The 26,663-nt window shown below is 56.1% G+C and carries 19 protein-coding genes and 1 pseudogene; 4 read left to right on the plus strand and 16 right to left on the minus strand.

The annotated features are described in order from the left end of the window. Positions 1–2: 2 nt before the first annotated feature. Positions 3–914 (plus strand): restriction endonuclease, encoded by a 912-nt coding sequence (locus tag PMI20_RS18040; RefSeq protein ID WP_007920736.1) that lies wholly within the window; start codon positions 3–5, stop codon positions 912–914. A 185-nt stretch (positions 915–1,099) separates the two neighbouring features. Here PMI20_RS18040 and zorD read toward each other — a convergent pair whose 3' ends face one another. From zorD to PMI20_RS18125, 16 genes and pseudogenes are all read right to left on the minus strand, one after another. Continuing rightward, positions 1,100–4,348, minus strand: a complete 3,249-nt coding sequence (gene zorD, locus PMI20_RS18045) for a type I Zorya anti-phage system protein ZorD (RefSeq protein WP_007920737.1) — start codon at positions 4,346–4,348, stop codon at positions 1,100–1,102. Next, positions 4,348–5,973 carry a type I Zorya anti-phage system protein ZorC gene (gene zorC, locus PMI20_RS18050; RefSeq protein ID WP_007920739.1) on the minus strand — a complete coding sequence of 542 codons (1,626 nt, stop codon included), beginning with the start codon at positions 5,971–5,973 and terminating at the stop codon, positions 4,348–4,350. Before zorC ends, zorD begins: the two co-directional genes overlap by 1 nt. Next, positions 5,970–6,713, minus strand: coding sequence for a type I Zorya anti-phage system protein ZorB1 (gene zorB1, locus PMI20_RS18055; RefSeq protein ID WP_007920741.1), 744 nt, complete (start codon positions 6,711–6,713; stop codon positions 5,970–5,972). The genes zorC and zorB1 overlap by 4 nt, the downstream gene beginning before the upstream one ends. A gap of 13 nt (positions 6,714–6,726) precedes the next feature. Further along, positions 6,727–8,919, minus strand: coding sequence for a type I Zorya anti-phage system protein ZorA1 (zorA1, locus tag PMI20_RS18060; protein ID WP_007920744.1), 2,193 nt, complete (start codon positions 8,917–8,919; stop codon positions 6,727–6,729). A gap of 537 nt (positions 8,920–9,456) precedes the next feature. After that, on the minus strand, positions 9,457–10,350 hold the full coding sequence (sigJ, locus tag PMI20_RS18065) for an RNA polymerase sigma factor SigJ (RefSeq protein ID WP_007920745.1): 894 nt from the start codon (positions 10,348–10,350) through the stop codon (positions 9,457–9,459). A gap of 2 nt (positions 10,351–10,352) precedes the next feature. Further along, entirely contained in the window at positions 10,353–10,793 is a 441-nt protein-coding gene (locus tag PMI20_RS18070; RefSeq protein WP_007920746.1) for a carboxymuconolactone decarboxylase family protein, read from the minus strand. Positions 10,794–10,870: 77 nt separating this feature from the next. After that, positions 10,871–11,020: pseudogene (locus PMI20_RS30840) on the minus strand (PDDEXK nuclease domain-containing protein); the annotation flags it as partial. Positions 11,021–11,374: 354 nt separating this feature from the next. Further along, complete coding sequence (locus PMI20_RS18085) at positions 11,375–11,944, minus strand: 2OG-Fe(II) oxygenase (protein WP_007920747.1); 570 nt, start codon at positions 11,942–11,944, stop codon at positions 11,375–11,377. A 9-nt stretch (positions 11,945–11,953) separates the two neighbouring features. After that, entirely contained in the window at positions 11,954–12,520 is a 567-nt protein-coding gene (locus PMI20_RS18090) for a hypothetical protein (RefSeq protein ID WP_007920749.1), read from the minus strand. Between the two features lie 9 nt (positions 12,521–12,529). After that, complete coding sequence (locus tag PMI20_RS18095; RefSeq protein ID WP_007920750.1) at positions 12,530–13,279, minus strand: nitroreductase family protein; 750 nt, start codon at positions 13,277–13,279, stop codon at positions 12,530–12,532. Next, positions 13,257–14,483, minus strand: a complete 1,227-nt coding sequence (locus PMI20_RS18100) for a hypothetical protein (RefSeq protein WP_007920752.1) — start codon at positions 14,481–14,483, stop codon at positions 13,257–13,259. Before PMI20_RS18100 ends, PMI20_RS18095 begins: the two co-directional genes overlap by 23 nt. Next, positions 14,473–15,513: a SagB/ThcOx family dehydrogenase gene (locus PMI20_RS18105; RefSeq protein ID WP_007920754.1), complete on the minus strand. Its 1,041-nt coding sequence runs from the start codon at positions 15,511–15,513 to the stop codon at positions 14,473–14,475. Before PMI20_RS18105 ends, PMI20_RS18100 begins: the two co-directional genes overlap by 11 nt. Then, positions 15,503–16,522: a nitroreductase family protein gene (locus PMI20_RS18110; protein ID WP_007920756.1), complete on the minus strand. Its 1,020-nt coding sequence runs from the start codon at positions 16,520–16,522 to the stop codon at positions 15,503–15,505. Before PMI20_RS18110 ends, PMI20_RS18105 begins: the two co-directional genes overlap by 11 nt. Positions 16,523–16,603: 81 nt before the next feature. Continuing rightward, positions 16,604–16,765 carry a hypothetical protein gene (locus tag PMI20_RS18115; protein WP_007920763.1) on the minus strand — a complete coding sequence of 54 codons (162 nt, stop codon included), beginning with the start codon at positions 16,763–16,765 and terminating at the stop codon, positions 16,604–16,606. 538 nt (positions 16,766–17,303) lie between these two features. Beyond that, complete coding sequence (gene leuS, locus PMI20_RS18120) at positions 17,304–19,904, minus strand: leucine--tRNA ligase (RefSeq protein WP_007920764.1); 2,601 nt, start codon at positions 19,902–19,904, stop codon at positions 17,304–17,306. 287 nt (positions 19,905–20,191) lie between these two features. Further along, positions 20,192–20,602 (minus strand): PA0061/PA0062 family lipoprotein, encoded by a 411-nt coding sequence (locus PMI20_RS18125; RefSeq protein WP_007920766.1) that lies wholly within the window; start codon positions 20,600–20,602, stop codon positions 20,192–20,194. A 221-nt stretch (positions 20,603–20,823) separates the two neighbouring features. On the opposite strand from PMI20_RS18125, the gene PMI20_RS18130 reads away from it, so the two are divergent. The 3 genes from PMI20_RS18130 to PMI20_RS18140 are packed head-to-tail and all read left to right on the plus strand — an operon-like array spanning position 20,824 to position 26,603. Then, positions 20,824–24,045: an efflux RND transporter permease subunit gene (locus PMI20_RS18130; protein ID WP_007920769.1), complete on the plus strand. Its 3,222-nt coding sequence runs from the start codon at positions 20,824–20,826 to the stop codon at positions 24,043–24,045. Continuing rightward, the gene (locus PMI20_RS18135) at positions 24,035–25,201 is read left to right on the plus strand and encodes an efflux RND transporter periplasmic adaptor subunit (RefSeq protein ID WP_007920772.1); all 1,167 of its coding nucleotides are present in this window, start codon (positions 24,035–24,037) and stop codon (positions 25,199–25,201) included. Before PMI20_RS18130 ends, PMI20_RS18135 begins: the two co-directional genes overlap by 11 nt. Beyond that, positions 25,185–26,603 (plus strand): efflux transporter outer membrane subunit, encoded by a 1,419-nt coding sequence (locus PMI20_RS18140; RefSeq protein WP_007920774.1) that lies wholly within the window; start codon positions 25,185–25,187, stop codon positions 26,601–26,603. Before PMI20_RS18135 ends, PMI20_RS18140 begins: the two co-directional genes overlap by 17 nt. Positions 26,604–26,663: the final 60 nt, after the last annotated feature.

The raw sequence follows: 26,663 nt of genomic DNA on the forward strand, positions 1-26,663 counted from the left end.
CCATGCCAATTCCAGATTTTCAAAGTGTGATGCGGCCGGTGCTGACCACTGTGCAGAACGGCGCACCGTTGCCACTCAGTGAACTGCGCGAACGCATTGCTGATCAGTTCCAGCTGACCGAGGAGGAGCGCAAAGAGCACCTGCCTTCTGGGCATCAGACGGTGATCAATAACCGCGTAGGCTGGGCCCGAACTTATCTCAACAAGGCAGGACTTCTAACCATTCCCGCCAAAGGCATGGTGCAGATCACCCCGCGTGGCCTCGATGCCTTGTCCAATGGGCCAGAACGCATCACCGTGAGCTGGCTGAAACAATTCCCTGAGTTCGCCGACTTCCATACCGCCAAGCCACAAGCGGCAGACATACCTGCTGTGTTGGATATCGCCATATCGGAAACCACTCCAGACGAACAACTGGCCGAGGCTCATCAGGCACTTGTGCAATCACTGGCTGATGAACTGCTTGCTCAAGTACGGGCCGCAACGCCGAGCTTCTTCGAACAAGTGGTGGTCGACCTGATGCTAGCCATGGGTTACGGCGGCTCACGTAAGGAAGCCGGCAAAGCCACTCAACTCACCAATGACGGTGGTATCGACGGCATCATCAAGGAAGACAAGCTCGGCCTGGACGTGATCTACCTACAGGCCAAGCGTTGGAGCAACACGGTACATCGCCCTGAGATCGACAAATTCATCGGCGCACTGACCCGTCAGCGGGCACGCAAGGGGGTGTTCATCACCACCTCGGATTTTTCCATAGGCGCAAGGGACGCGGCGCTTGGTCTGGATATCAAGGTGGTACTGATCGATGGTGTCGAGCTGGCTCAGCTGATGGTCGAACACAACCTGGGGGTGAGTGTGAAGCAGGTGTACGAGGTCAAGCAGCTCGACAGCGATTACTTTGCTGAGGAGTAATGAGAGTCCTCAAAACCGTCCTCCTCCAGAGAACATTATTCGTACATGGCATGATTTCCAAACGCTATCCGGTGAAAATATTCTTATTGAATATTACGTTTCTTCCTACAAAGAAACGGAAAACCTACGGATAGCCCCTATGCCCTCCTTACCCACTATAACCACTAAGGCTAAGGGCTCGACTTTCAACGAGTCCCCAATAATGCTTCAAATTCCGATGTCTGAATCTCCGAAGCCCCACTCAACATATCCCGCGCCAACGCCCGCCTCTTGCTCAACAACTCATCCAACGTAGCCTCAAACGTTGGCATCGCCTCATCTCGAATAGTCGGGTAGTACACATATACATCCTTCTCCTGCCCAATCCGATAAGCCCGATCCGTCGCTTGGTCTTCCTTGGCCGGGTTCCAGCAACGGGTGAAGTGAATTACATGGTTAGCCGCCTGCACATTCACCCCAAAACCAACAGCAATGGTCGACAGAATGATTACCCCAAACCCCGGAAGATCCTGGAACTGATCAATAAGCTTCTGTCGACTATTGGCACTCTGGCTGCTGGTGCTGGTATCTCCGTTAATGACAGTGGCGCGAAAGCCAAAGTGCTCCTGAATCGCGTACTGTAATTCCCGCTGAATATCCCGCAACTCAGTGAAGACAATCACTTTATCCCCCTTGCCGGCCCTTTTGATGGACTCAAGGGTTTGCATCAACCATTGCAGCTTCGGTGAGTTATCGCGCAGCCTTTTATCAGGCTGGACGCTGTAAGGATGGGCGCAAATAAGCTTGAGCTTGTGCAGCAAGCCAAGCATATGGGAGGCCTTTTGATCGAGCTGCTCGTTGATCTGTTGCTTCTGGCTGTAGGCGGATATCTCAGACAGGTACAAATTCCTTTGTAAGGTATGCATGACCAGTGCACGGCATGCCGAGTCTTCAATTTTTGCAGGTAGGTCCTTGGCAATATCCTGTTTGGTACGACGTAGTGTCTGTGGCTCGATAAGCTCGCGAAGTCGCTCCAAGGCAACAGTATCGCGCTCCAAGCCAGCTTCGATTGGGCGCTGATACTCGCGACCAAACTGGTTCAAGCCACCCAGAAAGCCCGGCTGGATGAAGTCGAAAAGGCACCATAGATCGATAAGCGTGTTCTCGACAGGTGTCCCGGTGCAGGCCACTCGAAATCTCGCAGGAATAGCTTTGACTGCCTGGGTCACCAATGCAGCCGGATTCTTTAGCTTTTGCGCTTCGTCACAGACAACGATCGACCACTGCTGGCGTGCCAGAGAAAACTCTTGGTCGCGAAGCGTTTCGTAAGTCGTCAGGACAATTTTGGCACCGCCCATCCACCCTGGACGAAGAAGATTTTTGATGCCTTTACCTTTCAAATCGGCAGGAATTTCCTCCTTTTTGAACTTCACAGCACTCAAGGCTGAACCATACAACTTCAGTACTGGTAGAGCGTCAGCAAAGAAGAATTTTCGAAGCTCACGCTCCCAGTTATCCAATAACGAGACCGGGGCGACGATTAGTGTTGGCTTATCTTCGGGATACTTTTCGAGATACCAGACCAGAAAGGTAAGTAGCTGGATTGTTTTTCCAAGTCCCATATCATCGGCAAGCAAGCAACCCGATACATCCGTGGGGGACAGACGGAAAAGATGCTGCAACCAAGCGACACCTTGCAATTGATGGTCCCGCAGCACGACTTCAGGCTTTAGAAGATTAGGCAGCTCTGACGTTGCATCCAAAGCGCTTCGCAAGGCCGCCTGACGAACCTGTACGTAGGTGGGTTCGTCGATATTGTGACCAATCTGCAGAACAGCACGACCGACCTTATCGACTGGCTTGGCCAACGCAGTCTCGACAGGAGCAATCTTTTTCGACCATGCCTCAAAAAGCTGCTCTGCCGCAGCAATAGAAAGAGGTGTCTCAGACTCAGGTAAATAAACCGACTCGTCACCCGCGGCACGAGCCTCGTCCAGTCGCTGCTCAAAAGCCTCGAATTGAGCACGGTCGGAGGGATCCCAACGCCCCAAAATCTCCGCATCAATGCCAAGCATCGCAACATCCGGTGGCAACCAGTTTTCAGTTGCCTCTTTGACCAGGAATGGTGATGTGATGCGCTCGGCTTCACCGATACCCGTTACTCGGTCCCCATAGAGTGAAAGGTCCAGTACTGAGTCAAACTCAATACCAGCTGCTTCATTTTGCCAACGCTTAAGCAGCTCTCCAATTCCTGCGAGCTGGCGTAAATCAAAATCGCTGAGTTCAAGCTCGTATCCTTGCCAGAAGCCTGCAGGCATACCGGCAGCCAGTTTCAGATGCAATTCATGCACGAAAGGTGCGAGCTCATGCGCCGCATTGAACGTAATTTCGATGGAGGCTTGCGGTACTGGCGAAATCGGTTCGAGAGTCAGGTTTACCCTCTCAATTCGATGACCAGCATCATCCAACTTCGGCTCCAGGTGAAAGCGATGAAAGAAGATCCCAGCCTCAATCAAATCCTCTTCATAAGTGTCTGCGTCCAACACCTGTGCAGCACTATCCCCTAGCGCGCTGTAGGGATTACGAACAAATGAAAGCGCATCATCACCAGCAACTCGTCGACCGGGCAACGAGCGAACGTAATCCAGTACTGATTTAACCTCAGGCTCTATCAGGACGTGGGTCAACGCCCCGTCATCACCCGTAACTCGATATCGATCCTGAACCTGCTTGGCGCCATCGAAACTCTCGAGCCAGTTCGCCGGTTGGCCTTCGAAGCTGGGCTCCAGCTCAATCACCGGAGTATTACCCACCGTCGATTTTCGTGGATTGAGCCGCAGGCTTTCAGGTTTGATGACGACAGTTTTATCCAAGAAGCCGTCCATACCCGCACTCGCCTTGCGTGCCAACTTTCTGATGCTGGCCCAACCAATCTGGTTAGTCACTTCACCTGGCTCACTCTGTTGAGCCAAATAAAGTTGTCGTACAGCACCAGTCAACCTCCAAGATGACTCAGGCAAAACCTCAATCGCTCCGTTGTATTGGATAGTGCCGCCAATACGCTGTATCTGAATGCTGGCGTTTGACTGAGGGTCGCGCCAACCACTGATAGTGACCTTAAAGTCGTTAGAGGCAAGGCTGCCTTGACTGCTAAGTTGAGGAACGAGCTTCGTCTGCGCAGGCAGGCCCAACAACGGCACACTCGTCGCATGGTCCGGATCATCAATAAGCCGATAAAGCTCATCCCAGGTCAGCAACCAACGATCACTGAGTTGGGAGACAAACTCCTCCTCTTCCAACTGGTCCAGATAGCTTGCCAATGGCCAGGACTCAGCATCCTCAGCCAAACTCAAGGGGTAGCAAAGACCCTGTTCCTCAATGGAGAAAACTGGTGCAGTAGTTACCAATGAGGCGTCCTGTTGCAGGCCTATGCCTTTAAGGAAACGCTTGAGCATTATTGCCTCCAGAACCTGAGGGGCTGGTGATTGACGGGCTTAAAGCCTAATCGTAGAAGTGCTGCGATTGCCGTTTGGTCTGCAACACTCAGTTGAACTTGAAAGGCGCCACCTCGTTCACGTTGGTCGTAGACTTTGTGTTGGACCGACTTCAGGGCATCACGAATCTGATCCTCAAGCGCCACAGGTTTGGGGGAACCAGATGAACTGATCTGACTTTGCACGCGAATCCCCCATTTCCCTAACGAGTCATCGAACTTGCTGAGCCAACCTTCTATGCGATTTGGACGACTTGGTGCAGGTGAATGCCGCATACGATCCAGGGCACGATAAGGCTGTTTTAGATCAGTCAAATCGAGTTGTGTCTTGTCTGGATTGAACGGCGACTTATCTGCTTGGTACACGTAGCAGGCATTGCCCGTTCCGGAAAACTCGACAAAGAAATAGTTCCCGATCTGCATGACAACAGCATTGTTGTGACCTGGAGCCCCTATCAGCCGGCTAAGCCGCCCTTTGTTTTTCTCACGGAAATGAACAAAGTCCCGTCCGCCAGCGTTCCAAGCATCCGCCCCCATAACGATTCGGGTATAGCTCATCTGATTGGCAAACCGCAGCCAATAATGCAGACGCGACTGATCGACTTCTGCCTCCCCCTTCAGCAAATTGAAAAAGTGCTCAAGGTCTTCCTTAGCGAACCATGCAACCACCATTGCGCAGACATTTTCGTCAACGTACTGCAACCAGCTGTTTTGCTTGGAGCGAATCTGCGGACTTCCCCAATTATCGAGGGCGACCTGTTTCAAGAGTGACGACGGTTTTTCCCGATAATCAGCCAAGTGATAGCGGGAAAGACAGGCACTGAGAACATCGTTCATGTAACGCGGGTGCTCGCGGCCTATATCCACCAGATCCGGTAGACGCTGGGCAAACTCGGTATCATCCAACATGAAAATGCGGGATATGAGGACATTAAAAATTCGACGCCACAGCCAACTGCTAACTGGGATCTGCGCAATCGTCTGCAGTGCAGAAAGATCGCTGATCTCACCATTGAACATCTGGTCACCCAATCGCGCACCCGCCTGCTCAGAAAAGAGTTCCTGATGCTGTTGGACAATCTGAATCCATTCCTTCTCGCGCCTTTGCTGAGCTCTAACACAGTCAAAGCCAAGCTGGATGTCCGCCCTTAACAGGCACCAATTAGCATTCTGATCAGGAGTGGAAGCCTCATACCCAAAGTAGCTGAAGCACAGTGCCAACCAATCTCGACGACTTAGCTTTCTCTTTTCGATACGGTCATGAACCTCTTTATGAACACGAACAAAAAGCTGTTCATCCTCCAAGATCGGCCCCACACGCTCGGTCTTATCTGAAAGACCGGCGAAAACCAACCGCCACTCTGAAGCACTGAGCGGGAGAACATTTCGGAATTTGTTTATTGCCTCACGGCGTTTTTCCTGGGGCGGAGGTAGGGCCTTTTCAGCACGCTCGAATCTCTCGTAAAGATCAGCTCTCGCGGCTCCCAGGCGGGGGAATCGCGCCAGTGGCTCAGATGCATGCCCTGTGCGATATACAGACAGCCCCAAATCGATAGCGGCGGAAAGCCTTGCAATTGGGCTAGTCATCGGTTCATCGCCAACTGACATTTTTCCATATCGGTATTATTGAACACCGGCACCTCAGGTTTGAGGTTTTCTTCCTTTTCCTTGAGGCCAAAGAACTGCATGCGCAGTTCTACTCGTCGACTTTCTTCCTTGGTGTCCTTTGCATTGTTGAACGAGACACCACCCGCAAGGAATATCGACCGAATTTGTTGTTGGTGCTCAGGCGACAACCCAACTTGAAGTGGGCTGCGACTATCCAACAAGCTGCACATCACCCACTCTGAACGCTGCAAAGAAAGATGCAGGTTATATAAGTAAGAACCGTCGGTATCAGTCGATCCCTCAATCACAACCTGCTTAAACCACTTCCGCCCTTCGTCACTGTTTGCCGCATCCAGAATCATAGGAACAACATCCTGTAGCGCTGTTTGCCCCTCGCTGCTCAGCGCATATTGGTTATGCCCAAAGCGGCCGGCATCGCCGAAGCTGATTCTGTTGTCTTTGCAATCCACAACGATTGTTCTATTAGCAGCTTTAGCCTTGAGACTGAGATGTTCGCAGATCTGGCTAATGTCTTGACTACGTTGTTTCTCACCCTGCTCTGCTTGGTTAATACGCTGAGTTACGGAGCTCAAGGCTGCAACCATTACCACCAAAAAAAGAATCATCATCGCCGTCATCAAATCAGCGAAGGAGATCCAGAAAGGCTTTTCTCCTTCGTCTCTTGAACGGGCTGCCGAAGGCATTTGCTTACCAAACATCGACCAGCCTCCGTTACTGCCTGATGCGTTCCATGATGTCGCCGAAATCTTCGAGACTTTCCTTGACCCCCTCTACCCCGCCGGCCAAGCTTTTGACCGCTTTATCAAGCTCGGCATCCAGACTACCGAGTGTTTGTCTCAAGGTCCGATCCATGCCTTCACCAAACTCTTTGAAGCCGTTACCCAGCACACCACTGATATTTTCCAGGTACTCATACACTTCACGATTAAGTGCCTGCATCCGCTCACTTTGAACCTTCAGGTCCTGAAGATATTGGCTACGGCCACTAGCTTCCCCTTGTGCGCTTGCAACAACGCCTTCGATCACTGCCAAGGTTTTCGCCAGTGCTTCACGATTGTTCCGGTAGTCTGCAACCACAGTGTTTAACTCACGGGATGCTTGAGCGAGTTCAGTTCCTGCACCCTGGACCGTCCCCATCAAACCTGCGGTCGACTCACTGGCGCGAGCAACGCTCTGTCCAGCCGTTTCGAACCGCTCTGCCGCCATCCGCATCTTGTCAGCACCTTGCTGCATGCTCTGTAAGTGCTGTTCTGTTTGAGCACTCAATGCTTTAACGGTGTCCTGCGCAGATTTTTGTTGCTCTGTAACTGTTTGCAGCAATGCCTTTACTTGTTCATCTAATCCACCCACCAAATCGCGAGTACCTTGATGCAGATCAGCCTGTGCAGCACGGGTCGACTGATCCATCTGCTGCTGACCATGTTCCAGTTGCTTGAACACCGCCGAAAGTTGCTCACCCAGCACCTCAACGGAGCCGGCAATTTTCGCCATGGTTTCCTGTTGCCCTTGGCCAATGTTCTGCTTGATCGACTCAACAAAGGCCTGAAGGTTCTCAGCCATCGCCTGTTGACGAGCCTCACTTTCAGCGAACAGTTTTTCTAACTGTTGTGCCATTCGAGCCCCTGCGTCCTCGCCTTCATTTCCGATACGGGCAATCGAAGTCTGGAGATTGACAAGCATCTCGTTCATCCCCGCCTGCATAGCGCTTTGTCCGGCCTGCATATCAGAGAGCAACTTTGCAATCATGGTTGAGCTGTTTTGGGTAGAGGACTCGCTCGCCGAACGCATATCTTGAATAAGCGTGGAAAAGCCTTGCTGCATAGATTGCATTGCAGCGACAGACTGCCCCATCAACTCGTGCAACCCGTTGAATTGCTGACCAAACGTACCTTCCAACTTGTTCATGAAGGCAACCAGAACATCCTGAAGAAGATTCTGCACTTGCCCTGACTGTTCGCCACTAGCGGCCTGAACCGCGCCCGCGATGGCTTCAAGGGGGGATTTGAGACTGTTTTCAATTGCACCGCTCACCTGATCGGCCAACAGCTGACCAGAGTCACGGTAGGTGGCCGACAAGGTATCGGCTAATTTGAGACTTTCCCGAACTTGGGTATCAACCAGGTTCTGCAGCATTTCACGCAAGTCAGTAACCAGACTGTCCTTAAGCTGACGCGTCTGCACCGAGCTTTCTGCACTCGAACGTACAAGCTCTGCTAGGTACTCCTCGCCAACGCCACTGTCGAACAGACCATCGATGGTTTCGTTGAATGTCTCAAGGTGCTTGTAACAACGGCCGAGGCGCCACTTTTCAGTGATCGTCACAACGATAGAAGCCATGATCGAAATGAAAGAGCCTATGAAAGCAAACAATACGTCCTTTAAAAGCTTGTCGACGCTACTGTTGACCAGCTCAGGTGTACTGGGGTCAAAATGCTGCAGTCCTAGCATCAGACCAAAAAAAGTCCCGACAATACCAATGCCCGTCAAAATGCCTGGCAGATGTTTATAAAACTCTGTTCCGAGTGGGGTATCAATGACGCTTTGAGGTGAAAAAAAGTGTGCTGCGCCGGCGGTAGCACGCGAGCGGACGAGTGCTTGCTCACCTCCCGAAAGCTCGAACTGGTCATGCAATGTTTCAGCGTATTCCCGCCAGGAGTGCTCAAGGTTGGTACCTTTAAACAGGTTCTCCAACTCAGTGCGACGCTGAGGAGCGGCGAGAGAATGCGCTTTTAGCAAATGTGCGGTCAGTTTCTTTAGCCTGCCACTCAAGCGAAATGACCGATAGAAATAACGAACTAAGTACCAAGTACATAAAACGATGACAAACCCAACGACCATCGTTGGAGCGATAAGCTGTTCAAAGCGCGCAGCGCTCCACAAATGCACCAATGTCGAAAAATCCATGTTTCAAGCCTTCGATTAGCAATATCTTGACGTTCAGGGTGCCCAGCTCAACTCACTGGAGCACCCATCGCCATACTCGTTGGCAATCGATGACAGCACTTTGCTTGGCAATTTTTCACGGAAAAAACGAAGGAACTGTGGGAAAGCGATAAGTACGCTCTATCCCGTGGGGAACCTTCCTTGGACAACGGCTAGAAAATCATGTCCTTATGCCAGCACCTTATCCTGAGCCATAACTGTCGTAAAGCTGGACACGATCAAAGGATCTTAAGCCGAAGAGAAGCTACAAAGCCCTGTGATGGCGCTCTGAAAGGTGATGCAGCTATGGCTCACTAAAAAGGCAGGAGTGTCTACTCCGTACCTTTAGTACTTGAGCCAACACTGTTCACATGCGGAGTTCAGAGTATGGAAACGACAGATGGACCACCATGAACCTGTATACGTGTTCGGACGGCGCTCCATCAGTGATTCCCCTTCGCCGGTAAGCGCCTCAGGGAGAGGCGCTCGATGCAGTATTCAACCTTTAGGAGGGACTCTTCACAGCAAATCAGCCCCAAACTCCCTCAACCTCACCAACTTCTCCGGATTGCGCATGATAAAGACACGATTCACCCGCCCGCTCTCGTCATACCCAAAACTCACCACCGCCACCACCTCCCCCTCTCCTCTTAACACCACCCCACGCCCACCATTGATCTCCACCTCCTGCCACTGATACGCCCGCCAGTACCGGCTCAACGACTCCCCCACAAACGCCAACACCGCTTCCAGCCCATACAGCGTCTCGCGAATGGCGCTGGCTTTGCCGCCGCCGTCGGCGCAGAGCTCGACGTCTTCGGAGAGCATGGCGGCCAGGCTTTGGGTCGAGCCGCTGGTGATGGCGCTGTGGAAGGCGCTCAGCAGTTGTTGCTGGCGTGAGGGGTCTGGCTGGTAGCGCGCTTGGGTGTTGCCCAGGCTGGCTTTGGCGCGGGACACCAGTTTGCGGCAGGTGGCTTCCTGGACGCCGAGGGTTTGTGCGACTTGGGGGTAGTCCAGGTCGAAGATGTCGTACAGCAGGTAGGCGGCGCGTTCCTTGGGGGTCAGGCGTTCGAGCAGGAGCAGGAAGGCGGTGGACAGCGACGAGGCCAGTTCATGGCTGTGTTCCGGGGAATCGTGATGCAGGCTGTGGATCGGTTCCGGCAGCCAGGTGCCGACGTATTGCAGGCGCGAGCGCTGGGCCGAGCGCAGCAGGTCGATGCAGTGCCGGGTGCAGACGGTGGTCAGCCAGGCGGCCGGGGTGGCGATGGAGGCCTTGTCGGCCTCCAGCCATTTGATGAACAGGTCCTGCACCACGTCCTCGGCCTCGGCGCGCGAGCCAAGGAGGCGGTAGGCCAGGCCCAGCAGGAAGCTGCGACGGCTTTCGAACACCGTCGTGTCATCGATTCGATCCATCCTCAGTGCCTCGACACCTGCAAGCGATTCCACAGGTTGATCATGCCGATATCGGCCGTCAAGGCGGCGATCTGCGCGTCGCTGAAATGTTCGCGCAGGGCCGCGCGCAACGGGCCGAAGTCGGTGTCTTCGCGCAGTACGGTGAGGGCTTCGGTCCAGGCCAGGGCGGCGCGTTCGGCGGCGTTGAAATCGCTGACATGGCGCCAGGCCACCAGACGGTCCAGGCGCTCGTTGCTTTCGCCGTCTTCACGGGCTTCGCGAGTGTGCATCTTCACGCAGAAGCCGCACTGGTTGATCTGCGAGGCGCGCAATACCACCAGGTGGTGCAGCTTGCGCGCAAGGCCATGGGCGTCGATCAGGCCGTGGACCTGGCCCAGGCTTTCGAAGATTTCGGGGATGGTTTGCAGCAGGTTGACGGCTTGGGTCGGGTGGCTGGATGACATGGGGTGGCTCCGTTAATTGAGGGATACACCGACATGACGGGCCAGGTGGGTGGTTTGTGACGGGGTAGCGGAAAAATAATTCGGGCTCCGATAAGGCAATTCAACCCGCGATGAAACAGCAGTAGATCCAGCACAAAATCGCGCCCGCCGACCTGCAACGGGTAGCGCGAAGCGACAAAACAGAAGTCGCGGCCCATTTCGATCAGAAAGTCTTTCAATGGATGGATGAATTCGAGTTCGTAGTGAAATACACAGCTGGCAAGCAGTGGCTGCAGATCAGGGCTGGACAACCCGTTGAGCAGGTCGTCCATCAGCGTGGGCACACGGCCAGGCGGCGGTGCCATATCGGACAACATCGCGCTCATGCTCATGGGGAGTTGATTGAGTATGGCGATACGGACGAGATCTCCGCCAAACCGAAGATGAAGCAGACCGGGGACTATATTACGGGGCGGTTTGGATAGGTTGGCTGGCAGGGCGGGCCCAATCTTCGACACCCCATGAGCCTTCAAACGAAGTCAGCGTTGGCTTGGGGCTGATGGATGCCAGCCCCGCGCCAACGCAACGTCACAGTCGCCAGGTTACTTGGGGGCTGACTTGAAAACAAAACTGACCCGCAACGTGGGGCAAATCCTGCTGGGGGAACTCGCGCGGTGGAGAATACACCCTGGAAAGATGACGATACGGCCTGGCAGAGGCGCCACGGACTTTATGATCTCCCTGCCCTCACCGTAAAACAGTAGCTCGGCGCCCCAGTCTTGTTGCCAGTCGTCGTGGGCGAAGTAGATTGAAGACAGATTGTCCTCTCGATTACTGTCCGTATGCGAATACCCTTCCGTGCCGTAGGTATGTCCATTGGCGTAGGCCCTGAGCAACTTTTGCGGCGAACCAATCATCGCCTCGATCTCTAGCCATAGTGAACTGACCGATTGCAAACCCTGCCTGTCGGATAAAACAGCGGCACTGTCTGTCTCGCTACTGGTATCACCACCGGCAAAATGTGAGTGCCAGAAAAAATAATTATCGTTTTGAACATTAGAACGCCAACCGTATTGCCAGATCGGCTTTTTGGCCAGTGAGCTCAACTGAGCGCCTAATTCGGTCGATATGGCTCCGTCGTAAATTTTTATATCTTCGGCACCGAGACTCATTTTTACCCCCTATCCAATCCACACGATATATTCAATATCAAGCGCGCCATGCGTTTGAGTACATGGGCGCTCGTAACCATGACTAGAAAAACTACCAAGCCCCGCATCAGCGGCAATAACACTCAGTTGCTGGGCCACGAACCCTGCGCTTAACCAGTCGATACGCCTGTCGGCGTTGGCTGACGGTTTAGACAAAAACAAAAACAATAACGAATACCGACCAATATCAACTTCTTCTACTAGAGATTGCTGTAGCAGCTGAAACACTTCGTCGTCTGACGACACCTGAACAATGTCCAGTTCGGGACTTGAGTAATTCTCTATGAGTGTCATGCAACGACGCTTCACTTCATCCAAACGCCAACCATTCGCTTCACGCCCCAGCCCACTACGCGAGGTTTTACGTTGCAACCAGGCATCGTCAGAAACGCCCCGCATCCGTTGAGTCAACTGTACAAACTCCTGCACATTCAACGCGTGCTCATTTCGCCAGCAACTGTAAATAATCGAATACAGCGGCATATCAAACTCAACAAAGCCAAGCGTCGCTTCGTCCAGCTTTATCAGCGTGTACATAAGGAGACCTTATAGCGTAATGGTCGCTATGGATGAGCAGTAGTCACTCACGCCTCGGTTAAAACCGGTTAATGTCAGCGATAGCGGGATTATGTTTCTGAGCTGCAGCGCATGAAACAATACGGCTATCGCATGACCCGACTCAATGTAAAGTGCACTGAGACTTCGCACGTCTCGATAGCGCTCCGCCAGTCGTTCAAAATCGCATTGCACCACTAACGTGCCTGGACGTTCACCGGGCTCCGCGTCGTCGTGTATTACAAAGAACCGATCACAATACGAGTCGTATAGAAAACCATTGCCGTGTCGGTCTGTATAACAACACTCCAACGAGTGCACCGCGCCATTAGAAGGATAAACACGCCGAACACCTGGTCCCAGACCATTGATTGCCCAAGGCGTGAGCGCCGTGTTTTTGAAAGCAAACCTAATGGCCTCGAACACACTGCCCTCAACGGCTTGGCCTCTGGCCTCTATCAGGGATGGTGCATATCGGGGGCGGGGCTTGCCGAACAATACAGCCTGGGTTCGCATTCGTTGATTGATGACTGCTTTTCCACCACCTGTATAGCGGGTTCTGGAGCGTTCACTTTCATAAATCGCGTCGGCCACCCACTTCGCATCCTGTACCGTGCAATCGAATCCTTCAGCAGACAGCCTGTCCCACAAACGCTCACTCTGTGAAAACAGTAACTGTCCGGTGTCGGTGTTATACCTGAACAGTGACTTTTTTGACTTATACAAGGCATCTATTATCATTCAGAAAAATCCTTTTCCTGTGCAAGTGATACATCAGCAACAGTCTGACCATGTAACTGATGCCCACAAAATGGATAATAGACGCCGGCCCGACATACCCCAAATAGATCAACACACTCAAAGGCACAAAATACACAACCAACAGCCACTTGTTAGCGCTGGAGATAATGCTGTTCATCGTCGTCAGTCGAAACACCCCATTCAGCGAGATAACAATGGCCATGGCGGGATAGTAAGCCATTGCCAGGAGCGAATGAATGAATTGCCCTGGCGACAGTTGATTGGCCAGAATAGCGACAACCAATGCAAGCCCGACCGGAACAAACCAGGTGACCTTGAATGTATAAATAATCGCTCTATAAAACAGTGAAGAATCCTGCGCTGAATAGCGGCGGATGATCAATACAGCGGCGCGCGTACAAATCATCCAGCAGGCCATTTGAAACGCAAAGGGAATGCGAAAATCAGAAAAACTTTCCTGGGATATCTTGAATGCGGCAACGCTCAGTAGCAAACCTGACAATGAAATGCTGGCCACCGTGGACAGCTCAGGCAAGACAATTTTGCTGATTTTCAAACTGAACTTAAACGAGGGCTTTATTGATCTGAGGCGAATACTCCCCGACGCCTTGAGTATCGATACAACCACCACAAACAGCGCCAGGTCGATCGCTACCATCCCCAATCCCGCCAAGACGTAGGAAAACTCTATACCGCTCAGCCAGAGTGTCAAATAAAGTGCGACATTACACAACCACACTGCCATCTGCACCCAGAACACCGTCCGACCATAACCCAACAACATCAAATAGGCTTGATTGAGTGAAGCAAACACCAGAACGCAGACAGACACCATTCTAAGTAACAAAAACACCAACAGGCCGGTGTTATGGTGACTTTCCTCAATCATGTTAAGCGAAACAACTATGTACAGAATTGAAATCACTGCCCCAACGACGATCAGCGCTGCCGCGCACTTACTGTAGGCGCGGTACCTTGACACCTTTGAAAGCTGTAGAAAGGCAATCACCCAGGGCGATGCGAACGGAATCAACGCGGACATCACGTCGATGTTCACGCTCAACACACTGAATTGATGAGGAAAAGCGACGCTGATCAACATCAGTATGCTGATACCCTTGATAACATCCACGCCGCCGGTGATGACAAAAAAGATGTCGCTGAGGGCGTCGTTACTCTTCAAGATTTCTGTTCCCCACTTTCCCCATCGTTGCCGTGTACATGGGAATCTCGTCGCTCGCCAAATCGATATGCAGAAGGGCTCGAAGTTCATCATCCCTTGTCGCAGGCGTTGTAACGCCCTGCACATTGAATTCGCTACAGGCGTTGACGTGCATGTGCATGATTCTTCCGGCCTCGATAAACAGGTTTCTCAAGGCTTTATCGTGCCGGTAGCGCCAGGCATAACAGCTGGGTGTGGCGGTTAACACCAAGGTATAGTTGGCTGTCTTGGGAGCCACCATGCCCCAGATGATACGAGACATCGGCTCTCTGAAATCTCCCTCTTTTATCAGCCCGAAGCTCAGTTCTTCCAAATTGAGAAAGTAAACACCCGGCGTCAGGCCAACGATGTCATACACCACGATATACGAGGAAAATGCCGCACCGAAATTCTTGGTGTATCTTAAGCGGCTGCCATCCAGTCGTTGGCACACGTCCAGAGTTTCCAGCAATCGGGATGCCGAGTGCGACAGTATTTCCTGAAACTCAGCTACCTCAAGAGGGAGCCTTTTGAATTCTCGATGGCTCCTGCGTTTAAGTGCTTTTTCCGGAAAGCCCGGTATCCAGTCATTACTGGCCGAAGCAATTTTTCGTAGTGCAAAAGCAGGTTGAGCGTTTTCGATAAAGACTGGAACCTTTGGCGTCGGGCACGTTGAAGCCATCTCATATTCACAGTATTTATTATCAAGAATCTTCGCTCGATCCTTGTCATCATCAACGTACTTGATGGTCCTGGACAACAAGTAAAAAGGAATACAGGCTTCCCAACCTCTCTCGGCCCAATGGGTTGTACTGGCCGGATTAATTAGGGTGTGGGTTGCCGGGGGACGTTCATTGCGTATCGCAGCCATCCGCTCAGCATAGTCGGGGCGAATAAAAAAAGACGGTGCGATATTGAAACTTCTACCACTGCTGAGCTCGCTGAATTCTAAAGTATTGTCACGATTATTCGCGAAGGATATATAAGCGTTTTTCAGGATTTCATGCTGCATTCGACTGTTCCCCGATCATGACGGCACTCATCACCCCTTCCACAAGCGGATCGAGCCCCAACAGACGTTCGAAGTTTATAACCTGAAGATTATATTGAGCCTGATTTCTATACTTCATCTTCAGCAGTGCCGTTTCAACTTGCATCGAGGCGTGCCCGGCATCCAAATGCACGGACCTGAAGGTTCTCGGCTCGCGATAGCGGAACATATTGCGCTCCCAGATGCAGGTAAAGACCACCGCAAAATTAACAGCAAAATCTATATACGAATCCCGAACGCCAAATATCGTGGTGTACAGGTCTGGGGACTCGACACGTTTGACGGTATCAAGGCTATACGTCACAGCATTAAAGTGATGGACAGTCTGGTTGGCGAAGTCCACCAGATAGGCTTCAACCGGATGTCGCCCGCCGCCGCTGGGCACTGTCTTCTTTAATATCCGACCGCCCGTATTGAGTTGCGCTTCCCTTTGTACGCCCAGGCTCAGGCTCAATGCGCTGAGGATATTCTCCAGGTCGCCCTGCGTGCCGCCATCACTAATGAGTGCCGCACTGCACTGCGGATTGACCCCCTGCGCCGCGACCGGGGCATCAACGTAAACTTTGGAACGCTCGATTTCTTGCTCAACAGCCAGATATTCTTGCATCCGGTTATTGTCTTTGCTACGACCATCCTTGTCGTATTCAAAGAACGGATAGTTGTGCGTAACGTTCAAATAGTCTGAAGCACTCTTCCAGTTGTAGCGCTCCAGGTCAGCGGTCCTTCGGTCGCATGGTGAGGCGCCAGCGCTTAGTTTTACAAATCCGCTGCTGATCAGTTTCCCGAGTAAACCGTCCTCTCCCGTCGAGTCTGTTTGAGACGCGGCCGGACGGGCGGAAAATCCAAGAAGGTATTCAACCACAGAAAAGGAAATTTGAATTTTCTTGCTTGAACCGACCAGATAAGCCAGCGCAGAGTGTTCAAACGTAATAATTCTAAGATCGGGGTTAACCGACAGACTGGCAACCATGCCTGCTTGCTCCTGAACAATGAAACAGGGCAATTTTACTTGCCCTGCTCCGAGACAACTTATGACGAAAACAGGGCTAACTTAGTGGTTAACGCCGCCATCGCCATGTTGCAGGCAAGCTTCGTTACGCTCAATTTCCACAAAATCGGCAACATCATACTGCTCGTTGATTTTCTGGGAGTTATCTACAGCCGCTTTGATCGAGGTTTCGTTAGATGCTACGCAAGCTTTTTCAATAGACATTGTTCACATTCCTCTGTTGATTATTTTTCGTCCGCGGATAACGAACGGGTTGAATCTAGGCAAACTAAAAAATAGTGTCAACATACAAGCCTCCGTCCTAGAAACACCAACCGAGTCAACTTGTTTTTTTAAATTTGACGAATCAGCGTACGACGACTACCGACCAAAATCCGATGATCTAATCACCCTATACATTAGGTGTAACTCTGTAAAAAACCGGCCACCTAATTAATAATTATCCGCATTAAAAGAATAGAAGCACAGACACGCGCCTGACTTTTAAGTCCGAAAGGAAATCAAATGACATTATGTTATTTCGTTTAAGTATCTAAAAAGTCAGCAATCCACGACGATTTCTAATTTTTTGAAGCGCTGAGGCCTCTACGCAAGCTGTTTCAGACGCAGAGAGGCCAAGAGACCGACGCTGCTCAAGCGGCGCCGCGAAGGATGGGGTTGGAAGACGTTAGCCACCAGCGCCTTCCCTGAAGGCTGACGCTGGTGTAACGGAGCAAGGAGCGAGCGGCCCTACTTCAGATGGTTACAGCACGATATTGACCAGACGACCCGGCACAATCACGATTTTTTTCGGAGTGCCCTCTATAAAGCGCGCTACCGCTTCATCCCCAAGTGCACAGGCCTCTATTTCCGCTCGGTCAGCCGTCGCAGATACCACAATTTCCCCGCGCAACTTGCCGTTGACCTGCACCACCAGCTTCAACTCTGAGCGAGTCAGAACCTCAGGCGACGCCACAGGCCACTGCGATTCGAGAATGTCCTTGTCAAACCCCAGCTCGGTCCAGAGCACATGCGCGATGTGCGGCGTGATCGGGTAGAGGACTTTCAACAGGATCTCGACCCCTTCTCGAATGACGCTGCCTGAGGCGGCCTTCTCGTTTTCAAGCAGGTTGAGGATTTTCATCGCGCCGGAGACGATCGTGTTGTAGTGCAGCTTTTCATAGTCCCTGTTGATGCTCTCCAGCACGCTGTGAATCTCGAACTGAAGTTGTGCCGAACGCTCGTCCAGAGTGCTTCGCTGCGCGGCTGCCGTGAGGAGGGTGTCTTGGTGCTTGAAGGCGAAACTCCATAACCGTCGCAGATAGCGATAGGCGCCCTCCACGCCGCTGTCGCTCCAGACAATGCTTTGAGTGGGTGGCCCTGCGAAAATAGTAAACAGGCGAGCTGTGTCGGCACCGAATCTCTCGATGATTTCCCGTGGCTCGACAACGTTATTTTTAGACTTGGACATTTTTTCGATGCCGCCCATGATCACGGGCAAACCATCTTCCTTGGCAACCGCATCCACCGCCTGACCACCATCGCCGAGCCTGACGTCTACTTCCGCCGGGTAGAACCAGCGTTTGGCGCCGTCCTGCGCTTCTCTGTAGAAGCACTCACGCAGCAACATGCCCTGAGTGAACAGGTTCTTGAAGGGCTCATCGAGATCGATCAGGCCTTCGTCGCGCATCGCCTTGGTCCAGAAACGTGCGTACAGCAAATGCAGGACGGCATGTTCGACGCCACCGATATAGTGATCCATCGGCATCCAGTATTTCGCTGGCCCAGCGACCATCGCGTCCTGGTTACCCGGATCGCAGTAGCGCATGAAATACCAGCTGGAATCGACAAACGTGTCCATGGTGTCGGTTTCGCGCCGGGCGGGGCTACCGCAGGTCGGACAATCGACATGCAGGAAATCCGCTTGTTGGAGCAAAGGATTGCCGGAACCGTCTGGTATGCAGTCCAAAGGCAAAATGACAGGCAGGTCCTTGAGCGGCACGGGTACATCGCCACACTTGTCGCAATAAATCATCGGGATCGGCGTGCCCCAGTAACGCTGGCGGGATATACCCCAGTCCCGGAGTCGCCAATTTATTTTTTTCTCACCACCGTGGCTGGCAAGTCGGGCACTAATAGCTTCGCTCGCCTCTTTGAGTCCCAGGCCGTCAAATTCGCCAGAATTGATCAGCACGCCTTTATCCTTCGCGGCGTATGACGCATCCCATGAACGGTCGTCGTACTCCACCCCATCAATATGAATGACCTGCCGGATCGGCAGGCCTTTTTTGCGGGCCAACGAAAAATCACGCTCATCGTGTGCCGCCACCCCCATGACCGCACCCGTGCCGTACCCCGCGACCAGGTAATTCACCACCCAAACCGGGATAGAAACGCCGCTGATTGGATGCTCCACCGTGAAGCCGGTGAATACGCCATCCTGATCAATGCCAGACAATTGTGCTTCGCTGGTGCCGCCACCTTTGAATTGTTCGATCACCTGAGCCAATTCAGCATTGAGCTCTACCGCCCGCAGGGCGATCGGATGTTCCGGGGGAATCGCGCAGAACGTCACGCCCATCACGGTTTCGGCGCGAGTGGTGAACACCGACAGCCATCCGTCCTCGATAAGTGTTCCATTCTTGTCTTTTATCTGGTGAGGGAACCCGAAACTCACCCCTTCACTTTTACCAATCCAGTTGCGCTGCATGGTCTTGACCATTTCCGGCCACCCATCCAGGCTATCGATATCCCTCAACAATTCTTCAGCATATTGAGTGATAGCAAAGTAATAACCAGGAACTTCTTTCTTTTCGACCAGCGCGCCAGACCTCCAGCCCCGACCATTAATAACCTGTTCATTCGCCAGCACGGTCTTATCGAGAGGGTCCCAATTAACAATCTGGGTATGTTTGTAAGCAATACCCTTTTCAAGCATTTTCAGAAAGAACCATTGGTTCCACTTGTAGTAATCAGGATCACATGTTGCAACTTCACGGCTCCAGTCAATACTCAGCCCAAGGGGACTCAACTGCGCCTTCATGTCTTGTATGTTTTGACGTGTCCAGGCGGAAGGTGACTGATTAGAAGCCAATGCGGCGTTCTCTGCGGGCAATCCGAAGGCGTCCCAGCCCATTGGCATCAGAACGTTGAAGCCTTTCATGCGCTTCTGCCGTGCCAGTACATCATTGATGGTGTAGTTACGTACATGCCCCATATGCAACTTACCCGACGGGTACGGCAACATGGAACATGCATAATATTTGGGGCGCGAAGGATCCTCGAAAACTTCAAATGTCTTTCTGGCAGCCCAATCAGCCTGAGCGCTTGCCTCGACGTCGGCCGGATTGTAGTGTTCCTGCATAAATTTCTCTCTTTACTTATCGATAAGTAGAAAGATCTCATGACCTTCCATTAGTCAACCAACCCGTATTTCGTTAACGCCTTACCATACAATACAAATCCAAAGGCTTTCTAGTCGCGCTCCTACGCTATGCATCTATATAGACGTGGGCATGTGCGGTGCGGATGACGTCACACGTCGGCACCTGGTCGGCGTTCAGTCTGCTCTGAGCGAAGTCCGCCGGCACGCCCAGTCGTTGCGCGACCGACACTTTCTTCCCCCGCGATAGATCCCCAGCCGCGTCAACATCACCCCGGCATACACTCAAAATCCCGCACCCTCGCCACCTGCTTGCCCTCCCCGTCATACAACCTCGCCCGCACCTCAGTCCCCAAGGTCGACTCCACCAGCTTGTAATGCTCCCCCGCCTTGAAGCTCGGGTAGCTCACCTGCCCGCGGCAATCGACCTGGTTGGAGTCGCCGCCGACCTCCTCGAACAGGGTCACGTCCAGGCGGTGGGCGCCGGGTTGGACTTCGAAGTAGCGGCCGTCGTCGACGTTCTTGCCGTCGACGCGTTCGGCCATCAGGTCGCTGGGGCCCTCTTCTTCGAGGCTGATCCAGGCTTCGTTGGGATCGGCCTTGGGCATCGGGCCGGCGCAGGCGGAGAGCAGCAGCACCAGGCTCAGGGCGGGAATCAGCAGCAGCGGTTTGGCGTTCATGGCAGGTACCTCGGCAGTAAAAAAAATGACACAGGGCGGAGCGAAAAAAGCGCTCGCGCCGATTGCCATCCAGAGTGTCGAGGCACCCGCCACAGGACAAATGAATCCCCGTGAAAGGAAATTCAGGCCCAACCTAAAACTTCCTTCACCTGGCTGAAAGCCGCGTGTTAGGTGGGTCGCGGCAGGCTGCCGAGGTTCGTTTCCCCTCGGAGGTCCACCGCATGCTCGGGCTGGTCAAGACCGCTCTGCTCAAGCCCTACACGTTTATCGTGCTGGCGATTTTTATCTGCATCATCGGGCCGCTGGCGGCCCTGCGTACGCCCACCGATGTGTTCCCCGATATCGGCATTCCGGTGGTGGCGGTGGTCTGGCAGTACACCGGCCTGTCGCCGGACGCCATGGCCGGGCGGGTGATCTACACCTACGAGCGCTCCCTGAGCACCACGGTCAACGACATCGAGCACATCGAGTCGCAATCCTTGCCGGGCATGGGCATCGTCAAGATCTTCTTCCAGCCGGGGGTGGATATCCGCACCGCCAACGCCCAGGTCACGGCGGTGTCGCAAACCGTGCTCAAGCAGATGCCGCCGGGCATCACCCCGCCGCTGATCCTCAACTACAGCGCCTCGACGGTGCCGATCCTGCAGATGGCCTTTTCCAGCCCGACCCTGTCGGAAGCCAGAATCCGCGACCTGGTGCAGAACAATATCCGCCTGCCCCTGAGCTCGGTACCGGGGCTGGCGATGCCGACGCCCATGGGCGGCAAGCAGCGGCAGATCACCCTGGATCTGGACCCGCAGGCCCTGGCCGCCAAGGGCCTGTCGGCGCAGGACGTGGGCAATGCCCTGGCGGCGCAGAACCAGATCATCCCGGTGGGCACCGCCAAGCTCGGCGCCAGCGAATACACGGTGCTGCTGAACAACAGCCCGACGGCCATCGACGAACTCAACGACCTGCCGATCAAGACCGTCGACGGCGCGCTGATCACCATCGGCCAGGTGGCCCATGTGCGCGACGGTTCGCCGCCGCAGAGCAATATCGTGCGGGTCGACGGCCACCGCGCGGTGCTGATGCCGGCGCTGAAGAACGGCAATATTTCCACCCTGTCGATCGTCGATGGCATCCGCCAGATGCTGCCGCGCATCGACGAAACCCTGCCGCCGGCGCTGAAGACTTCGCTGCTGGGCGACGCCTCGGTGTTCGTCAAGCAGTCGGTGGGCAGCGTGGCCCGGGAAGGCATCATCGCCGCGCTGCTGACCAGCGCGATGATCCTGCTGTTCCTCGGCAGCTGGCGCTCGACCCTGATCATCGCCGCCTCGATCCCCCTGGCGGTGCTCGCGGCCATCGCCCTGCTCGCCGCCAGCGGCCAGACCCTGAATGTCATGACCCTCGGCGGGCTGGCGCTGGCGGTGGGGATCCTGGTGGACGACGCCACGGTGACCATCGAGAACATCAACTGGCACCTGGAACAGGGCAAGGCGGTGAAGGCCGCAATCCTCGACGGCGCCCGGCAGATCGTCGGCCCGGCGTTCGTCTCGCTGCTGTGCATCTGCATCGTCTTCGTGCCGATGTTCCTGTTGCAGGGCATCGCCGGTTACCTGTTCCGCCCCATGGCGCTGGCGGTGATCTTCGCCATGGCCAGCTCGTTCATCCTCTCGCGCACCCTGGTGCCCACACTGGCCATGTACCTGCTCAAGCCCCATGTGCCGGAGCCGGGCCCGGGGCATCACCCGGAAGACGCATTCATCAACCACCACGAAGGCGAACAGCACGCCCGGCCACGGCATGCCCTGGTGCGCGGGCTGCTGGGCTTCCAGCAGGGGTTCGAACGACGCTTCTCCAACGTGCGCGACACCTACCACGGCCTGCTGACCCTGGCCCTGGCCCACCGCAAGCGCTTCCTGCTGGGCTTCCTCGCCTGCGTGCTGGCCTCCTTCGCCCTGCTGCCGAACCTCGGCCAGGACTTCTTCCCGGCCACCGACGCAGGCGCCCTGGCCCTGCATGTGCGCCTGCCCCTGGGCACGCGGATCGAGGAAAGCGCGGCGGCCTTCGACCGCATCGAGGCGCGGATTCGCGAGGTGATTGCGCCGGAGCAGCTGGACAGCGTGATCGACAATATCGGCATCCCCCTGAGCGGCATCGACATGGCCTACAGCAGCAGCGGCACCATCGGCCCGCAGGATGGCGACATCCAGGTGACCCTCAAGCCCGGCCATGCGCCGACCGCCGACTACGTGAAGCGATTGCGCGAGGCCCTGCCGGAAAGTTTTCCCGGCAGCCAGTTCGCCTTCCTGCCGGCGGACATCAGCAGCCAGATCCTCAACTTCGGCGCGCCGGCGCCGCTGGACGTGAAAATCTCCGGGCCCGACAGCGCCGCCAACCGCGCCTATGCCCTGGAACTGCAACGGCGCCTGCAGCATGTGCCGGGCATCGCCGACCTGCGTATCCAGCAGTCCACCGGCTACCCGTCGCTGGCGGTCAAGGTCGACCGCCTGCGGGCCAATGGCCTGGGGATTACCGAGCGCGACGTGACCAACAGCATGGTGGCCTCCTTGGCCGGTAGCTCCCAGGTGGCGCCGACCTTCTGGCTCAACCCGCAGAACGGCGTGTCCTATTCCATCGTCGCGGCCACCCCGCAGTACCGCCTGGACAGCCTGCCGTCCCTGGAGGCCCTGCCGGTGACCGGCAGCAACGGCCAGTCGCAGATCCTCGGCGGCCTGGCCAGCATCTCGCGGGTCGACAGCCCGGCGGTGGTCACCCACTACAACATCCAGCCGACCCTGGACCTCTACGCCAACGTCCAGGGCCGCGACCTGGGCGGCGTGGCCCGGGATATCCAGCACGTCCTCGACGACAGCCAGACGCTGCGGCCCAAGGGCGCGACCATCAGCCTGCACGGGCAGATCGACGCCCTGCACGAAGCCTTCAGCGGCCTGAGCCTGGGCCTGCTGGGCGCGGTGGTGCTGATCTACCTGCTGATCGTGGTCAACTTCCAGTCCTGGCTCGACCCGTTCGTGATCATCACCGCGCTACCGGCGGCCCTGGCCGGCATCGTCTGGATGCTGTTCTTGAGTGGCACCTCGCTGTCGGTGCCGGCGCTGACCGGGGCCATCCTCTGCATGGGGGTGGCCACGGCCAACTCGATCCTGGTGGTGAGCTTCTGCCGCGAACGCCTGGCGGAACACGGCGATGCCCTGAAGGCCGCGCTGGAGGCCGGCTACACGCGTTTTCGCCCGGTGTGCATGACCGCCCTGGCGATGATCATCGGCATGCTGCCCCTGGCCCTGTCGGAGGAGCAGAACGCGCCCCTGGGCCGCGCCGTGATCGGCGGCCTGATCCTCGCCACCACCGCCACCCTGTTGTTCGTTCCCGTGGTGTTCAGCCTGGTCCACGGGCGTCACCCCACTCGCGCTGTCGCTGGAGAAAGTACCCATGTCGCCTGAACACACCCCCTCGCGCAAACGCCTGCTGTGGCTGGGCATCGGCGGCCTGACCCTGGCCGCCCTGCTGGTGGCCAACGGCCTGGCCGCGCGCACCCGCCATGAACGCGCGGTGGCCGCCTGGACCGAAACCGCCGCCGTGCCCCAGGTGCTGGTGTTGCAGCCGCAGCAAAACCGCCAGGGCGACACCCTGCGCCTGCCGGCGCACCTGGAAGCCTGGAGCAAGGCGCCGATCCACGCCCGGGTCAGCGGCTACCTGAAAAGCTGGAACAGCGACATCGGCGCCAAGGTTCAGGCCGGGCAAGTCCTCGCCGAAATCGACAGCCCCGACCTCGACCAGCAACTGGCCCAGGCCCATGCCCGGCTGGTGCAGGAACAGGCCAATGCGCGGCTGGCGCAGACCACCGCCGTGCGCTGGCAGAACCTGCTGGCCAGCCACTCGGTGTCGCGCCAGGAGGCCGATGAAAAAACCTCCAACGCCGCGGCCGCCAAGGCCAATGCCGAAGCGGCCGCCGCCGACTATGCGCGGCTCTCGGCCCTGGAGGACTACAAGACCATCCGCGCGCCCTTCGCCGGCACTATCACCGCGCGCCACACCGATATCGGCCAGTTGATCAAGGCCGACAACGACAGCGACCCGCAGCTGTTCGATCTGGCCGACACCCGCAAGCTGCGGCTCTACGTGCCGGTGCCGCAGAACTACGCCAGCGTGATCCGCCCCGGCCTCAGCGCCGAGCTGACGGTGCCGGAGCACCCCGGCCAGCACTTCAGCGCGCGGCTGATCGGCGACTCCACCGCCATCGATCAGCGCTCCGGCACCCTGCTCGCCCAGTTCGTCGCCGACAACCCCGACGGCGCGCTGCTGCCCGGCGACTATGCCGAAGCCGCCCTGGCCCTGCCCGCCGACACCCGGGGCGTGAGCATCCCGGCCAGCGCCTTGATCTTCCGCGCCCAGGGCACCCAGGTGGCGCTGCTGGACGAGCACAACCACGTGCACCTGCGGGACATCCATATCGGCCTCGACCTCGGCGCGCGGCTGGTGATCGACCAGGGCCTGCAAGCCACCGACCGGGTGATCGACAACCCGCCCGATGCCCTGCGCGAAGGCGACCTGGTGCAACTGGCCGACGCCGGAGGTGAACATGCGCCCAAGGCTTGAGCCGCTTGCGGTGTTGCTGGTGCTGGCTCTGCAAGGCTGCTCCCTGGCGCCCGGCTACCAGGTGCCAACCGTGGAACTGCCGGCCCACTACCGCGAACAGACCAGCGACGGACCCTGGCATCCGGCCCGACCGGCGGATCGGCTGGCCAGCCAGTGGTGGCTGCTGTACCAGGACCCACGCCTGGATGACCTGCAACAACGCCTGCTCAAGGCCAACCCGGACCTGGCGGCGGCGCTGGCGCACTTCGACGCGGCCCAGGCCTATGCCAGCCAGCTGCATGCCGGGCTGTTCCCGCAGATCAGCGCCAGCGGCCAGTCGCTGCGCCAGCGCCAGTCGGACCACCGGCCGTTGCGCGGCGGCAGCCAGCCTTCGCTGTACAACAGCAACAGCGCCGGTTTCTCGCTGAGCTTCGACCCGGACCTGTGGGGGCGAATTCGCAATCAGGTGGCCGCCGGCGATGCCCAGGCCGAAGCCTCGGCCGACGACCTGGCGGTGGCGCGCCTGAACCTGCAACAGCAGCTGGCGACGCTGTATGTGCAGCTCAATGGCCTGGATGCGCAGCGCGCGATCCTCAGCCAGTCCCTGGACGACTACGCCCAAGCCCTGCAACTGACCCGCAGCCGCTACCAGGGGCAGATCGCCTCGGAGCTGGACCTGACCCGCGCGCAAAGCCAGCTGGCCAGCGCCGAGGCCGAGCTGGACGAAGTGCGCGGGCAACGCAACCTCACCGAACACGCGATCGGCGAACTGGTGGGCGAACCGGCCAGCCAGTTCCAGCTGCCCGCCACCCAGCAAACCCTGGCCGTGCCCAGCGTGCCGCAACAACTGCCCAGCGCCCTGCTGCAACGCCGCCCGGACATCGCCGCCGCCGAACGCCGGGTGTTCGCCGCCAACGCCAATATCGGCGTGGCCCGGGCCGCCTGGTACCCGGACTTCAGCCTCACCGGCCTGCTCGGCGGGCAGACCCAGGGCAGCGGCAACCTGCTGGCAGCGGGCAATCGCTACTGGGCACTGGGGCCTCTGGTCAACCTGCCGATCTTCGACGGCGGCCGCCTGAGCGCCAACGAACGCCAGGCCCACGCCGAATTCGAGGAAGCCGCCGCCCATTACCGCGGCCAGGTGCTGCGGGCGGTACGTGAGGTGGAGGACAACCTGGGGCAGTTGCGGGATTTACAGCAGGAGGCCCTGGACCAGCAGGCGGCGGTGAATGCCGCCGAGCATACGCAGGCCCTGGCGATGAACAGTTATCAGGCGGGGGCGGTCAGTTATCTGGAGGTGGTGACGGCGCAGACTGCGGCGTTGCAGGCGCAACGGGGGTTGCAGGCGGTGCAGACGCGGCGGTTGCAGGCGAGTGTGGGGTTGGTGGGGGCGTTGGGTGGGGGGTGGAAAGCCGGGGGCTGATGCCAGAGGCAGGGCTATAAAAACTCGATCCTGCTGTGTACATATCCGTTTCTGCGGTAA

The organism is Pseudomonas sp. GM17 (genome assembly GCF_000282175.2).
GTDB classification, from domain to species: domain Bacteria; phylum Pseudomonadota; class Gammaproteobacteria; order Pseudomonadales; family Pseudomonadaceae; genus Aquipseudomonas; species Aquipseudomonas chlororaphis.

Bases quoted from the DNA above. Each gene is read 5' to 3' on its own strand.
- PMI20_RS18040 (WP_007920736.1), top strand. From the start codon at position 3: ATGCCAATTCCAGATTTTCAAAGTGTGATGCGGCCGGTGCTGACCACT.
- zorD (WP_007920737.1), bottom strand. From the start codon at position 4,348: ATGCTCAAGCGTTTCCTTAAAGGCATAGGCCTGCAACAGGACGCCTCA.
- zorC (WP_007920739.1), bottom strand. From the start codon at position 5,973: ATGACTAGCCCAATTGCAAGGCTTTCCGCCGCTATCGATTTGGGGCTG.
- zorB1 (WP_007920741.1), bottom strand. From the start codon at position 6,713: ATGTTTGGTAAGCAAATGCCTTCGGCAGCCCGTTCAAGAGACGAAGGA.
- zorA1 (WP_007920744.1), bottom strand. From the start codon at position 8,919: ATGGATTTTTCGACATTGGTGCATTTGTGGAGCGCTGCGCGCTTTGAA.
- sigJ (WP_007920745.1), bottom strand. From the start codon at position 10,350: ATGGATCGAATCGATGACACGACGGTGTTCGAAAGCCGTCGCAGCTTC.
- PMI20_RS18070 (WP_007920746.1), bottom strand. From the start codon at position 10,793: ATGTCATCCAGCCACCCGACCCAAGCCGTCAACCTGCTGCAAACCATC.
- PMI20_RS18085 (WP_007920747.1), bottom strand. From the start codon at position 11,944: ATGAGTCTCGGTGCCGAAGATATAAAAATTTACGACGGAGCCATATCG.
- PMI20_RS18090 (WP_007920749.1), bottom strand. From the start codon at position 12,520: ATGTACACGCTGATAAAGCTGGACGAAGCGACGCTTGGCTTTGTTGAG.
- PMI20_RS18095 (WP_007920750.1), bottom strand. From the start codon at position 13,279: ATGATAATAGATGCCTTGTATAAGTCAAAAAAGTCACTGTTCAGGTAT.
- PMI20_RS18105 (WP_007920754.1), bottom strand. From the start codon at position 15,513: ATGCAGCATGAAATCCTGAAAAACGCTTATATATCCTTCGCGAATAAT.
- PMI20_RS18110 (WP_007920756.1), bottom strand. From the start codon at position 16,522: ATGGTTGCCAGTCTGTCGGTTAACCCCGATCTTAGAATTATTACGTTT.
- PMI20_RS18115 (WP_007920763.1), bottom strand. From the start codon at position 16,765: ATGTCTATTGAAAAAGCTTGCGTAGCATCTAACGAAACCTCGATCAAA.
- leuS (WP_007920764.1), bottom strand. From the start codon at position 19,904: ATGCAGGAACACTACAATCCGGCCGACGTCGAGGCAAGCGCTCAGGCT.
- PMI20_RS18125 (WP_007920766.1), bottom strand. From the start codon at position 20,602: ATGAACGCCAAACCGCTGCTGCTGATTCCCGCCCTGAGCCTGGTGCTG.
- PMI20_RS18130 (WP_007920769.1), top strand. From the start codon at position 20,824: ATGCTCGGGCTGGTCAAGACCGCTCTGCTCAAGCCCTACACGTTTATC.
- PMI20_RS18135 (WP_007920772.1), top strand. From the start codon at position 24,035: ATGTCGCCTGAACACACCCCCTCGCGCAAACGCCTGCTGTGGCTGGGC.
- PMI20_RS18140 (WP_007920774.1), top strand. From the start codon at position 25,185: ATGCGCCCAAGGCTTGAGCCGCTTGCGGTGTTGCTGGTGCTGGCTCTG.